Here is a 14,095-nt window from a genome sequence, read left to right on the forward strand (position 1 = left end):
CCAGACTTCTTGTAGCTGTTCGTTCAACGACAATCGCAAAAGAGGAGGCAGTCGAAGATGTCCAATCCGTCCGACGAGAACAAAACGGGGACGCGGCTCTCACGCCGCGATGTTCTGAAGCTCGGTTCGTTATCAGCACTATCCACCGCACTGGGCGCAACTTTTGGGTTGCAGGGGTGCGCCACCGCGTCGACCGATACGAAAGTTGCCGGTGCGTCATCGCCAGCCGGGCAGGCCGGCAGTATTCAGGTCACCGGTTGGGAATCCTATTCGGCCGTGCGCGCACGCATCCTGCCGCCGGGGTTCCCGGCACGTGATTTCAACATCAAGGACTACGGCGCCGTCGAAGGCGGCACGCAAGACGCTACCGGGGCGATCAACAAGGCGATCGACGCATGCAGCGCGGCAGGTGGCGGGCGCGTGGTCGTGCCGGACGGTACCTTCATTACCGGGGCAATCTTCCTCAAGAGCAACGTCAACCTGCATCTGCAATCGGGTGCCGTGCTCAAGTTCTACACCGATCCGGCCAAATACCCGGTGGTCTTCACGCGATGGGAAGGCATCGAGTGCATGAACTACTCGCCGCTGATCTACGCATACGAGCAGCGCAACATCGCCGTTACAGGCCGGGGCACGCTCGACGGACAGGCATCCAATGCCAACTGGTGGGCGTGGAAAGCCAACGGCACGCCGGTCAGCCAGTTGCCTGACCAGAAAAAGCTCATCGAGATGGGAAACAAAGGCGTGCCGGTATCGGAGCGCGTCTTTGGGCCAGGGCACTTTCTGCGGCCGAACTTCATCCAGCCGTATCGCTGCGAGAACGTATTGATCGAAGACGTTTCGATTCGCCAGTCGCCGATGTGGGAAATCCACCCGGTGCTCTCGCGCAATGTCACCGTGCGTGGCGTGAACATCGTGTCGCATGGACCGAACAACGATGGCTGCGACCCCGAATCCTGCCGCGACGTGCTGATCGAGAACTGTGTGTTCGATACCGGCGACGACTGCATCGCCATCAAGTCCGGCAAGAACAACGATGGCCGGCGCGTGGGTGTGCCGTCCGAGAACATCATCGTGCGCGGCTGCCAGATGAAGGATGGCCACGGCGGCGTGGTGCTCGGCAGCGAATGCTCCGGCCACATCCGCAACGTGTTCGTCGAAGACTGCAACATGGACAGTCCCAACCTCGACCGCGTGCTGCGATTCAAGAACAACGCGGTCCGCGGCGGCGTGCTGGAAAACGTCTTCGTGCGCAACGTGACGGTCGGCAAGGTCGGCGAGGCGATCATCACCATCGACTTCCTGTATGAAGAAGGGGCCAATGGCGATTTCAAACCGGTCGTGCGCAATGTGCAGATGGACAAGGTCACGGCCGACGCGGCGCCGCGCATCATGTACATCGTTTCCTTCCCCGGCGCGGAGATCGACCAGATCAAGTTGTCCAACTGCGTGTTCAAGGGCGTGGAGTCGACCGAAGTCATTGCCACTTCCGGCACGATCTCGCTGACCAACGTGGTGATCGAGCCCAAGAACAAACCGGCGAGCCTGAGCACGCGCGGCACGCTCTAGGCCCTGCAACGCACACAAAAACGGCGCCGCAAGGCGCCGTTTCCATTTGAGTCGTTAGCAGGCTCTGAAGCCAAGCATTCGCCCCATCGCGCGCCGTTGTCGCTGCCAACGCGCCCGCAGGCACATCTCGCGGCGGAAGACGAGCAGGCACCAACCCAGCGCAGCCGCAGCCAGCGCACCCGCAACGTAGCCGATGTTGCCCATGCCGAAGTGGATGCTGACCTGGTTGCCCAGCAATGCGCCGCCGCCGATCCCGATGTTGTAGATGCCCGAGAACAACGACATGGCGACGTCGGTGGCATCCGGTGCCGCTTCGAGCACCTTCACCTGCATGCCCAGGCCGATGACCATGATCGACATGCCCCACACCACGGCAAGAATCGCCAGCGAAGCCTGCGCGGCGGAGGCGGCGACCAATAGCAGCGTGGATGCCATCAGCGCGGTCACCGCGCCCGTCACCAACAGGCTCGGGTGCCGCGTGCCGAAACGGCTGAATACCAAGCTGCCCAACACGCCGGCACCGCCGAAAAGCAGCAGGAACACGGTCGCAAAATCGCCCTGCATGCTGGCCACGTCCTGCACGAAAGGTTCGATGTAGCTGTATGCGGTGAAATGCGCGGTGATGATCACTGCGATCAGAACATACAGGCGTGTCAGCCGCACGCGACGGAACAGGATTGGCACACTGCTGAAAGACCCGGCGCGCCGGCTCGGCAGCAATGGCAGCAAACGCCACAGCGCCACCATCGTCAGGACCGCCAGCACGCCGATAGTGAGGAAGGTGATCCGCCAGCCCAGGTGCTGACCGAGCACGCGACCCAGCGGCACGCCCACCACCATCGCCAGGACGGTACCCGTCGACAGCAGGCTCAGTGCCTGCGCCTGCTTGCCGGGCGGCGCCACGCGCACTGCCAACGATACGGTGATCGACCAGAACACCGCGTGCGCCAGCGCGATCCCCAGGCGCGACACCATCAGCGTGGCAAAGCTCCAGGCCACGCCCGAGAGCACGTGGCTGGCGATGAACAGTGCGAAAGTGCCCAGCAACAGTTTCTTGCGTTCGATGTTGCGGGTGGCCAGCATCATCGGCAGCGAAGCGAGCGTGACGATCCACGCGTAGATCGTGATCATCAGGCCCGTATGCGCGGCATCCATCGAAAAGCTCGCGGCGATGTCGCTGAGCAATCCGACCGGGACAAATTCGGTGGTATTGAAAATGAATGCGGACAGCGCGAGAGCGATGACCCGGAGCCACGCCGTGGTGGCCGAAGTGTCGGGGGCGTTCATGGGTCTTTTATCGTCACGCCGGAGCCGGTGCGGCCCATGATCGACGTGCAGGAATGCAGGGTTAGCGCGCCCTGAATGCACGGAAGAACTCCGCACGCGGGCGCCCAGTGATGTTAGCGCTGGCCGCTGACCGAAAAGTTAGAAAATTGTTATGGATCGATAAACAAAACCGTTGGCTGCGCCCGCAACTCAGCCAACGGCGATGCCAACCGGTCAGTACTGGATCGTCACCACGGGCTTGATGAGGTCTGCTGGCTTGTCCTTCATCAGCATCAACGCGGGCTCGACGCCTTCCAGGCCGACGAAACGATGCGTGAGCAGCAGGCTGGTGTCGAGCTTGCCGTATTGCAGAAGGCGCGCGAGCTTTTCCATCTTCATCCGCCCGCCCGGCGTGAGGCCGCCCTTGATGTGCTTGTGCCCCATGCCCACACCCCATTCGACGCGCGGAATACAGATGCAGTCGCCTTCGCCGAGATAGTTCACATTGCCGATGGTCCCGCCGGGCCGCATGATCTTGACCGCCTCGGCGAAGGTGTCGACGTCGCCGCCGGCGATGATCACCTTGTCGACGCCGCGTCCCGCCGTCGCATCCAGAATCTGCGTGACGATATCGCCATTCTTGTAATTGACGATGTCGGTCGCCCCGTATTGCCGGGCCACCTCGATGCAGTGCGGGCGCGAGCCGACGGCAATGATGCGCGCAGCGCCATGCAGCGCGCAGCCAGCCACCGACATCAGACCGACCGGCCCGATGCCGATCACGGCCACGATATCGCCGAAACTGACACCGGCCAGCTCCACACCATGAAAGCCCGTGACCACCATGTCGCTGAGCATGACCGCGTCTTCGGGCTTGACGCCGTCGGGCAGCAGGGCGAGGTTCGCGTCGGCCTCATTGACGTGGTAGAACTCGGCGAACACGCCGTTCTTGTGGTTGGAGAACTTCCAACCGGCCAACATGCCGCCGGAGTGCATCGAATAGCCTTCCTGTGATTCGATGGCTCCCCAGTCCGGCGTGATCGCGGGCACGATCACCCGATCGCCCGGCTTGAAGTCCTTGACCAGCGAGCCGACCTCGACGACCTCTCCCACGGACTCGTGTCCGAGCACCATGTTGTGGCGCTCCCCGATGGAGCCGGCCCACACCGTATGCGTGTCGGACGTACATGGCGACAACGCCAATGGGCGGACAATCGCGCCAAGCGGATCTGCCACCGGTTTGTCCAGTTCGATCCAGCCGACCTCGCCGATCCTGAGCATCGCAAAACCCTTCATGGCAGACCTCCGCGAAGTGACATGACAGAAATGGATTGCCCGATTCCCGGCAAGCCGGACGGCGATCCAAGCCAAGTAGACGTTATAGCGTCGGGGCCGATGTTCCGCGATGCGGCCGGTGACAAAAGAAAAGGGGGACCGTCGGTCCCCCTTGATCTCGTTGGCGATGGATCAGTAGCCGGTGGTAACGCCGATACCGGCCGGAAGCTTGCCCCTGAGGTCTGCCGGCGAGTACGCGCCGGATGCGGACCAGATGACCCAGTCGATATTGCTGCGGTAATAGCTGGCGCGACCATCGCCGAAGCGCACGTAGTTGTCGCCCAGCGCATTGACAGCGAACATGTTGGCCACTGCGACCGGGCCAATGACTGGCGTGTCGTTGCCATCGATGTAGACCGTGACGATGCCAGAGAGCGGCGACGTCATGGTGACGGACACGTGATAGATGTGCGGCACCGACATGTCGGCGACCGCGCCCTTCAGGTCCACGCCATCAAGCTGGTTGATCTGGATGCCCTGGGTCGTCGCGTCATTGCGAATGATCCCTTCGATACGCCCGCCCGTGACGCCAACATCGGCCATCGCCAGATCGAACTCGAGCAGACGGGTGTTCGTGTCATACGTAGTGCCGGCGACAGGCAGCACGCGCGTGAGGAAAGTCAGCGTTTTTGGATACTTGCCGGCGCTGTTGATGACATTTTCGAAATAGGCCTGGCTGCGGTTCTCGATTGCCGTGCCTGTCGTGTCGAGCGCAATACTGCCATCGCCGAGCAGCCCAAAGCCGTTGACCCACGTGTAGCTCGAACCCGGTGCAGTCCCCGTCAGCACCGTGAAGCTGCTCGTGTTGCCACTGGGCAGGCTGATCGACCCCGCGGCGGTGGGCAGCTTGCTTGCGTCGTACACGCTCCACCGGACCGCATTCTGGCTGCTTGAGCTGGATTGCGTGCTCGACGATGTCGAGGACGAGACCGACGAGGACGACGACGAAGCCGATGAGCTCACCGACGAACTGGATGACGCGCTCGAAACGCTTGAACTCGACGACACCCCATTCGGCGATGACGTGCTGTCGTTTCCTCCTCCGCCACCACCGCAGGCGGCCAAGGCCAGCACGGATGCAAACAGCGTGAAGGAAATTCCCTTGTTGATGCTCAGACTCATTTTTCTCCCCTGAATGGCCCATGGCAGGGCGCTTTTGTAGAACGGTCCAGCGACCGCGGGGTGGAATGGTGCGGATGGACGCACCAAACGCGTGCGCGAATGCCCTTTCGTCCGTGGAGCGAGCACAAATGACGACGACATCGAATGACGCACGGACACGGCGGGTGGCAGATGCGTAAACGAAAGAACCCGCCATCAGGCGGGTTCGTTTGAGGACTTCGGCGTCCTGAAGGTCAGCGGCTGATCGGCTTGTACCGAATCCGCTTGGGCTTGGCGGCTTCTTCGCCCAGACGCTTCTTCTTGTCTTCTTCGTATTCCTGGTAGTTGCCATTGAAGAAGACCCATTGGGAGTCGCCTTCGGCCGCCAGGATGTGCGTGGCGATGCGGTCGAGGAACCAGCGATCGTGCGAGGTCACCAGCACGCAGCCGGAGAATTCCAGCAGCGCGTCTTCCAGCGCACGCAGGGTTTCCACGTCGAGGTCGTTGGACGGTTCGTCCAGCAACAACACGTTGCCGCCCGAGATCAAGGTCTTGGCCAGGTGCAGGCGACCACGTTCGCCGCCCGACAGGTTGCCGACGATCTTCTGCTGGTCGCCGCCCTTGAAGTTGAAGCGGCCGATGTAGGCGCGGCTGGGCATCTCGAACTTGCCGACCGTCAGGATGTCGGCGCCATCGGCGACTGCCTGGAAGACAGTCTTGGTTGCGTCCAGCCCTTCGCGGCTCTGATCGACGGCGGCCATCTTGACGGTGGGGCCGACGACGATTTCGCCCGAATCGGGTTGTTCCTTCCCCTGGATCATGCGGAACAGCGTCGACTTACCGGCACCGTTCGGGCCGATCACGCCGACGATGGCGCCCGGCGGAATGCTGAACGAGAGGTTGTCGATCAGCAGGCGGTCGCCAAAGCCCTTCGAGACGCCATTGAATTCGATGACCTTGTCGCCCAGGCGCTCGCCCGGCGGAATGAAGATTTCCTGCGTCTCGTTGCGCTTCTGGTATTCGACGCTGCTCATTTCTTCGTAACGGGCCAGGCGCGCCTTGCTCTTCGCTTGACGTGCCTTGGCGCCCTGGCGCACCCATTCGAGTTCCTGCTTCATCGCCTTGCGATGGGCGTTCTCCTGCTTTTCTTCCTGCGCCAGGCGGGCGCCCTTCTGTTCCAGCCAGGACGAATAGTTGCCCTTCCAGGGGATACCTTCGCCACGGTCGAGTTCAAGAATCCACTCGGCCGCGTTGTCGAGGAAATAACGATCGTGGGTGACGGCCACCACGGTGCCGGGGAAGCGCACGAGGAACTGCTCCAGCCATTCCACCGACTCGGCGTCCAGGTGGTTGGTCGGTTCGTCCAGCAGCAGCATGTCCGGCTTGGACAGCAGCAGCTTGCACAGCGCTACGCGGCGCTTTTCGCCGCCCGACAGCGGGCCGATCTTGGCGTCCCAGGGCGGCAGGCGCAGCGCGTCGGCGGCGATTTCGAGCTGGGTTTCCACGTCAGAACCGCTGGTGGCGATGATGTTCTCGTACTTGGCCTGCAGTTCGGCCAGCTTGTCGAAGTCGGCGTCCGGTTCGGCGTACGCGGCGTACACCTCTTCGAGCTTCTGCTTGGCTTCCATCACTTCGCCAAGGGCGGATTCGACTTCTTCGCGTACGGTCTTGTCGGCGTCGAGCTGCGGTTCCTGCGGCAGATACCCGATCGACACGCCCGGCTGATGCTGGACTTCGCCGTCGTATTCCTTGTCGGCGTTGGCCATGATGCGCAGCACCGTGGACTTGCCCGAGCCGTTCAGGCCGAGCAGGCCGATCTTGGCGCCGGGGAAGAAGGACAGCGAGATGTCCTTGATGATCTGTCGCTTCGGGGGGACTGTCTTGCTCACGCGGAGCATGGACATGACGTATTGAGCCATGGGGGTCTTGTGCCAAGCAGATTGCAAAGGCGTAAGGATACCTGCGCGGCGGGCTTCCTGCTCTTGAAGCGCGGCAAGTCATGTAGGAACGAGTCTTACTAGAATGGCCCAGCCGCACCCGTTGCGGGCCAACACGGGGCGCGTGCCGTGCAGAACCGATGTGAGACCTATTCATGAACCAGCCCGAACACTTGATCCTCGATGCGTCGGCGCAGATTCCGCCGCTTGCCGAGATCGACCGGCTTTGCGACCACGGCCACTACCTGCAAGCCCGGCCGTATCTCGAAATCCTGCAGGGGCGCCCCGATCCGGCATCGCGGCTGCTGGCCGCGCGCATCATGTCGCACCTGGGCGCCGACCGGGCTTCGGATGCGCTGGCGCACCGCATCTGGCGCGCGCATCGCGATCATCCCGAAGCCGTCCTCGCCTTCCTGCGGCAACGCATCTATCGCGGCCCGTACGAAGGCTTCAAATGGGTCGACGGCGCGCCCATGCCGGACAGCGCCGCACCGGGCGTGCTGGCGGAATACCACTCGCTGCTGGCTTTTCTGCATTCATGGGTGCGCGACTGGGAACGCGTCGATGAGCACTTTGCGCGTGCCCGTGAATACTGCGACGCGCTGCCGTGGATCTGGGTCGAGTGGGCGCACATCTGTGACCGGCGCGACCGTCACGACGAAGCATTCGCCGCGGTCGACCGCGCCGCCGCGCTCGAGCCGCGTTCGCGCGCCGTAGCCCAGATGCGAGCCCACTTGCTGGCAATCGCCGGCCGTCCGGAAGAGGCCATGGTCTTGCTCGACGAGTCGCTCCGGCACATGGAACACGGCGGCATGGCGCGCGCCTTGTTCGAGCTGCAATACGATCGCGGTCTGTACGACGCGGCCTGGACCACGCTCGATCGGGTCGAACGCTGTCTGCCGCTGGCCGAGAAGCCTTTGCGTACCTGGATTGCCAGCCGCCGGGCGGACGTGGCGATGCGGCAGGGCCGGTTCGACGTGGCGCGACAGCACAGCGAACTGGCCGCCGGGTCGTTCTATGGCGCGCTTGCCGGGCGACTGGCGGCGCCCAACCTCGAGACCGTCCACGTCCATCTGCCCGTCGGCTTCACGCGGCAGCACTGGATGACCTGCGCGCCCGCCACGCTGACTTCGCTGGCCCGATACTGGGGCGCATCGGTCGACCACCTCGATGTGGCCGAAGAAATCTGTTACGACGGCACGCCGTATCATTCCGAGCGCCAATGGGCGGAGAACGCCGGCTTTGCCACCGCCGAATTCACCGTCGACTGGGCGGGCGCGCGCGCCTTGCTCGACGCCGGTATCCCGTTCACGCTCACCACGGTCAATACAGCAAGCGGGCACCTGCAGGCCGTCATCGGCTACGACCTCGTGCGCAATTCGCTGTTGATCCGCGATCCAATGGCGCCCACGCACACCGAGTTCGAAGCGCAATCGGTGTTCGACTCGCACCGTTCCAGCGGCCCGCGCGGCATGGCTATGGTGCCGCGCGAACGTGCCGCTGAACTGCGCGCCATGCCGCTGGCCGATGCCGCGCTATGGGATGGCTACCACGGTGTGATGGCCGCACTGGCGCGTCACGATCGCGACGCTGCGATCCAGGCGCTCACCACATTGGAGAACACCGCACCCGGTCATCGGCTCGCGCTCACCAGCCGCCGCGCCCTGTGCAGCTACGACGGCGATGAGATGGCGGGGCAGGCGGCGACCGAAGCGTTGCTGGCGCTCTACCCGGATGACGTCAATCTGCAACTGTCAAAGGCCGCATCGCTGTGGTTGATCGGCGGACGCGCCCGGCACATCGAATGGCTGGCGCAACTGGCTCAGGGCCCGAATCCCGATCCGCATGTCCTGCTGCGCTACGCCGATCGCCTTGCCGAAGACCAGCGCCGTCTGCCGCTGGCGCACAGGATCGTGCGCCGGGCCTTGCGGCGCGGGCCGATGGACGCGGCCGTGTGGTCGCAGCGCGCGTCGCTGACCTGGCAATCCGGCGGCACCGTTGAGGCACTTGCTTACTATCGCGTCGCCGCGTGTCTGCAGGACACCAACGAAGACTACGCGGCGGCGTATTTCCGCGCCTGTCATTTTCTCGGGCGGACCGAAGAAGGCTTGCGCTTCCTGCGGCGACGCATCGACACGCTGGGGGCGCTGGCGTGGAATCCGGCTGCGACCCTGTTCCAGCAACTCGACATGCTGGAGCGCACGCCCGAGGGCTTCGCCGTACTCGACGAAGCGCTGACGCAGCACGGCGACAACGGCGCTTTTCTCGCGTTCTGCGCCGATGCGCGCGTGCGCTACGGCCAGCCGGACGAAGCCGCGCGCTTGCTGGCGCTCGCCCCCGAGGCACAACGTCGCGCGGACTGGCAGCGCGCCAGCGCGATGCTGTGCGACCTGCGCGGCGATCTGGCCGGCGCGGTGGCCTGTGCGCGCCTTGCATGCGAGCAGGAGCCGCTCAATGTCGGCAATCAGCGCCTGCATGCTTCCGTGTTGATGCGCCTGGAAGGACGCGCTGCCGTCATCGATTGGTTGCGCGGAGTGTGCGAACGCTTTCCGCGCAACCTCGCGCTTCATCGGCTGTGGTACGAGCTGTGCGACGCCGACGATCCTGCGTCCGAAGAAGCCGTTCTGCGCGGCATTGCCGAAGCCCATCCGGGCAACATCTGGGTGGTGCGGGAACTGGCCAATCACCTGACGCGCCAGCATCGCTACGCCGAGGCGCGCCCGTTCGCCGAGAGCGCGTTGCGGCGCGCGGCGGGGCAGTGCGAATCGCACGCCTCGATGGCGTTCCTCGAACTCTCCGAGCACGACTACGCTGCGGCGGTACCTCATCTGCGGCGTGCCATCGAACTCGACGTCGATTCCAGTTACGCGGTGAGCACGCTCATCAACTCAGCGCCCGACATCGCTGCGCGGCGCGAAGCCCTGGCTTTCGTACACCAGGAACTCGTCCGGCAGGTAACGGTGGGCGAAGGCCTGTTGAACTTCCAGGAAGTCGCTCGCCACGTCATGCCCGACGACGAACTACTGGCCCTGTTGAGCGAAGCCCGCGACCAGCGCGGCGACCTGTGGCACGCGTGGACCGCGCTGGCGGTGCAGCTTGTCGACATGGGGCGGCCGGCAGATGCCATGCCCGTGCTCGACGATGCGGTCGAGCGCTTCCCCCTGCTGCCGCGCGTACATCTGGAACGTGCGCGCGCGTGCCTGCTGTTGGGACGCCACGCCGAGGCGCTGGCCAGTGCCGACGCCGCATTGAGCATCAATCCCGCGTGGGGGCGGGCGGTACACATGTACGTCGATATCGTCGTCAACGAAGCGCGCGAACTCGACCGAGGCGAAACCATCGTGCGGCGTGCGCTGGCGCGCGACACCACCAACGCCGACATGCACGCATTGCTCGGCTGGCTGTTCGAACGCATGCATCGATACGACGATGCGCTGGTGTCGTTGCGTGAGTCGCTCAGACTCGACCCGTCCGTCCGCTGGGTGTGGGAGACGGTGCTGCGCGTCACCGATGAGCTGGACCGCGAGCCCGAGTTCGAGCGCATGCTCGACGATCTGATCGCTTCTCGCCCCGCCGATGCCGACGCCTGGGCCACATGCGCACGGCATACGCATGACGCCGCCAAGGCCGCGCGTGCGGCACGCCGCGCGGTGGAACTCGAACCGCGCAGCATTCCTGCGTGGCGCACCTACCTCGACGGCCTGCTGCGCGAGGGCGCGCTCGACGAGGTGGAATCCGCGCTCGGGCGCATGCCGTGGCAGGACAGCGTGCCGGGGCCGCTGCCCTCTTTCGCCGCGAGACTGGCGCGCGAGCGAGGCGACGACGAGCGGGCCCGTGCGCTCATGCAGACTGCCTTGCAGGCAGAGCCCAACGACTACGGCCTATGGCGCGAATTCGCCGATTGGCATGACAACGACGGTCGTCATGCCGACTACCTCGACGCTTCGCGCGAATTGCTGCGCATCGCACCCAACTTCGCGCCTGCGCATGGTTACCTGGGGCACGCGTTGATCAAAAGCGGCCATCACGCCGAAGCCATACCCGCGCTACGCCGCGCGGTCGAGCTCGACTCGGCCTACATGTTTGCGATCAGCAACCTGTTCGACACGGCCATCAAGGTCAAGGACGCCGATGCCGCTGAATGGTCGCTTGCGGCGATGGAGAGCGCCGATGTCTCGGCACCGGCCTTACAAGCACGGCGCGTCAGTGTCGCGTGCGTGCGCGGTTCGCACGACGAAGCCCTGGCCGCGTTTGATGCGTTGCTCGATCACGGTGACGACGTGTCGCAGCAGAGTTTCGATATTGCGGCCGATGCGTTGCAGGAAGCCGGTTTCGAAAACGACATTCCGTCTCGAACCGAAGCCGCCGTGCGTCGCGGCGCATGCCCGGGGGCGGCCGTGCGCCGTCTGGTCGCGCGGACCTACATGGGGACCAACGGCCGCGCCCTGCTGCGCAAGCTCAAACCCCTACTGGCCGAGGACATCGGCCACGCGCTCAAGCGAGGGTTGTTGCGCGTGTCGGGGCACACGTCGGATCTCGCGCTGTTGCGTGGCCTGCGTCGGCGGTATGGCGAGGCGCTGCGTGTCGATGGCGAATGCTGGGGGCTGGTGGGTTGGTCCCTCATCCAGTTCGACCGTTACCGCGAAGCGGTGTCGTGGCTGGCCGATTGGCAGCAGCGCGCCGACGCGCCTTCATGGGCGCTCGACAACCTGTCGTTCGCGTACTGCGCGCGTGGCCGCCTGGACGCTGCCGGGCAGGTGGCCGCGCACACGCACGAACGCGACAAGGACGACGTCGATCCGTTGGTGTGGCTGGCCGCCCAATGCGCCTACGCGGGGCGCGCCACGGAATCCTTTGCGTGGCTCGATCGCATCGGCCGCCGCGAGCTGCCGGACTATCTGCGGCCACTGCATCTCCTGCTGTGCGGCTACCGCGATGCCGTGGAGGCGAACGACAGCCGGCTGGCGGCCGAAGCCTTTAGGCGGGTTTCGCGGGACGTGCTCGGTGGTGTTCGCAAACTGCGAAGCAATCTCACCGTGCAATTGCTGATGCGGCACACTCCGCCATGGAAGTGGCCGTATCGCTGGTGGCAATTGCGTCGCAACTGAGCGGAGCGGGGCGTATCCGCGCCCCGTGTATCAGTACTGGAACCGGGACACCACCACGTTGAGCTGGTTGGCCACCTGTTCCAGTTCCTGCGTGGCGTGTGCGGTCTCGTCCATGCCTTGCGTGGTGGTCTCGACCATGCGGGCGATCTGGTCGACCTGTTGTGCGAGGCTCGTGCTGGCGGAGCTTTGCTCGCGGGTCGAGTCGGCCACATCGGCCACGAGTTCGGTCGCACGCGTCGCACCTTCGGCGATCTGCTGGAGGACCGAGGCGGATTCTTCTGCCGCGGTGACGCTGTGCGCCACGCGTTGCGAGGCCTGTGCCATGGCGTCGACCGCACCCGTCGTTTCGGACTGGATCGCACCCAGCGTGGATTCGATCTCCACTGTCGCCAGTGCGGTGCGCTCGGCGAGCTTGCGCACTTCGTCGGCCACCACCGCAAAGCCGCGCCCGGTCTCGCCGGCCCGTGCCGCCTCGATGGCGGCGTTGAGCGCGAGCAGGTTGGTCTGCGCGGCGATTTCCTTGATCGATGCCGTCACTGTGCCGACTTCGGCCGCACGGCGGCTCAGGCTTTCGATGCGTTCGCTGGCCTCCGACACTGCACCGGAGAGCTCGCGCATCTGCGTGGCGGCTTCGCTCACCTGGGACTGGCCTTCGATGGCGCGACGGGCCGCTTCGCGGGCGTGCGTCTCGGTCTGGGTGGCGTGATCCGAGATGTGACCGATGCTGACCGTCAGCTCTTCCATCGCGGCCGCCATGGCCTGCGTGGAGTCGGACTGCCGATGGGCGCCGTCGGCCACGCTGGCCGAGGTGGCGCTGATCTCCTGCGCGGCGGTGCCGAGTCGATCGGCTCCGCTGGTGATTTCGTGCACCGTGGCGCGCAGGCGACCGATAAGTGCGCCCAGTTCGCTGAGCATGCTGTTGGCCGGCGCGCCTTCGACCTGGGCGCGCAGATCGCCTTCGGCTACGCGCTTCATGATGGCGACCGCGTCGGCAGGTTCGCCGCCGACCTGCTGCAACACCGAACGACCGACGATGAACACCAGCCCGAATACGCCGAGCGCCAGCACCAGCACGATGCCCAGATTGCGCAGCAGATCGGCACGGAAGGCGGCGTCGACGTCATCCACGTACATGCCCGTGCCGATGATCCAGTTCCATTGCGGGATCGCCTCGGCGTACGAAATCTTCGCCGCCGGCACGGTGCCGCCCGGATGCGGGAACTTGTAGTGCACAAAGCCGCCGCCGCGCTGGCCGGCGGCAATCAGGTCGGCCACATAGCGGCGCCCGTCCGGGTCTTTCGCTTCCATCATCTGCGTGCCTTCCGTCGAAGGCTGCGGCGGCAGCAGGACGTTCACCCCGTCATTGCGGAAGATGAAGATGTATTCGCTGCCGAGGTAGCGGGCGTTGCGCACCGATTCGCGCGCGAGCGCCTGTGCGGCCTCGCGACTGAGCGCGCCGGCCTGTTCCTGCTTCTGGAAGTGGATCAATTGCGTGCGCGTGGCTTCGACGATGGAATGCAGAAGCTGCATGCGCTGATCGTACGAAGTCGAGCGTTGCGACATGGCACCGACGACGCCAACTGCCAGCATGCCGATCAGAGCGGCGCCGGCAAGGGTCATCATTTTGGTTCTGAGGCTAAGGCGAGACAGCATTGTTGTGACACCTGAGACGTGGAGGACTCAGTGCACAACGGTCGTACGCGGATTTCCTAAACGGCGTAATTCCGCTTTTCTTTATATTGATAGAAATCAAACAAAAACTGCGAAACAGTATGCCCT

Annotated in this window: 8 protein-coding genes; 3 read left to right on the forward strand and 5 right to left on the reverse strand. The window is 64.5% G+C overall.

All coding sequences use genetic code 11. The annotated features are described in order from the left end of the window. The first annotated feature begins 57 nt into the window (after positions 1 to 57). Entirely contained in the window at positions 58 to 1,569 is a 1,512-nt protein-coding gene (locus tag ACDA63_RS01545) for a glycoside hydrolase family 28 protein (protein ID WP_373661401.1), read from the forward strand. A gap of 54 nt (positions 1,570 to 1,623) precedes the next feature. Here the strand turns inward: ACDA63_RS01545 and ACDA63_RS01550 are convergent, their stop codons facing one another. The 3 genes from ACDA63_RS01550 to ACDA63_RS01560 form a co-directional block, all read right to left on the reverse strand. After that, positions 1,624 to 2,856 (reverse strand): sugar transporter, encoded by a 1,233-nt coding sequence (locus ACDA63_RS01550; RefSeq protein WP_373661402.1) that lies wholly within the window; start codon positions 2,854 to 2,856, stop codon positions 1,624 to 1,626. Positions 2,857 to 3,069: 213 nt separating this feature from the next. After that, the gene (locus tag ACDA63_RS01555; RefSeq protein ID WP_373661403.1) at positions 3,070 to 4,131 is read right to left on the reverse strand and encodes an NAD(P)-dependent alcohol dehydrogenase; all 1,062 of its coding nucleotides are present in this window, start codon (positions 4,129 to 4,131) and stop codon (positions 3,070 to 3,072) included. A 171-nt stretch (positions 4,132 to 4,302) separates the two neighbouring features. After that, positions 4,303 to 5,034 carry a hypothetical protein gene (locus tag ACDA63_RS01560; protein ID WP_373661404.1) on the reverse strand — a complete coding sequence of 244 codons (732 nt, stop codon included), beginning with the start codon at positions 5,032 to 5,034 and terminating at the stop codon, positions 4,303 to 4,305. On the opposite strand from ACDA63_RS01560, the gene ACDA63_RS01565 reads away from it, so the two are divergent. Then, entirely contained in the window at positions 5,018 to 5,305 is a 288-nt protein-coding gene (locus ACDA63_RS01565) for a hypothetical protein (protein ID WP_373661405.1), read from the forward strand. The two genes, ACDA63_RS01560 and ACDA63_RS01565, sit on opposite strands and share 17 nt — an antisense overlap. 220 nt (positions 5,306 to 5,525) lie before the next feature. Here the strand turns inward: ACDA63_RS01565 and ettA are convergent, their stop codons facing one another. Next, positions 5,526 to 7,190, reverse strand: coding sequence for an energy-dependent translational throttle protein EttA (gene ettA, locus ACDA63_RS01570; RefSeq protein ID WP_373661406.1), 1,665 nt, complete (start codon positions 7,188 to 7,190; stop codon positions 5,526 to 5,528). A gap of 173 nt (positions 7,191 to 7,363) precedes the next feature. Between ettA and ACDA63_RS01575 the strand changes: the two genes are divergently transcribed. Further along, complete coding sequence (locus ACDA63_RS01575; RefSeq protein WP_373661407.1) at positions 7,364 to 12,316, forward strand: tetratricopeptide repeat protein; 4,953 nt, start codon at positions 7,364 to 7,366, stop codon at positions 12,314 to 12,316. Positions 12,317 to 12,346: 30 nt separating this feature from the next. Here the strand turns inward: ACDA63_RS01575 and ACDA63_RS01580 are convergent, their stop codons facing one another. Continuing rightward, a complete protein-coding gene (locus ACDA63_RS01580) occupies positions 12,347 to 13,939 on the reverse strand; it encodes a methyl-accepting chemotaxis protein (RefSeq protein ID WP_373661408.1) in 1,593 nt (530 codons plus the stop codon). Positions 13,940 to 14,095: the final 156 nt, after the last annotated feature.

This window comes from Uliginosibacterium sp. sgz301328, from assembly GCF_041807905.1.
Taxonomy (GTDB): Bacteria; Pseudomonadota; Gammaproteobacteria; order Burkholderiales; family Rhodocyclaceae; genus JBGVSA01.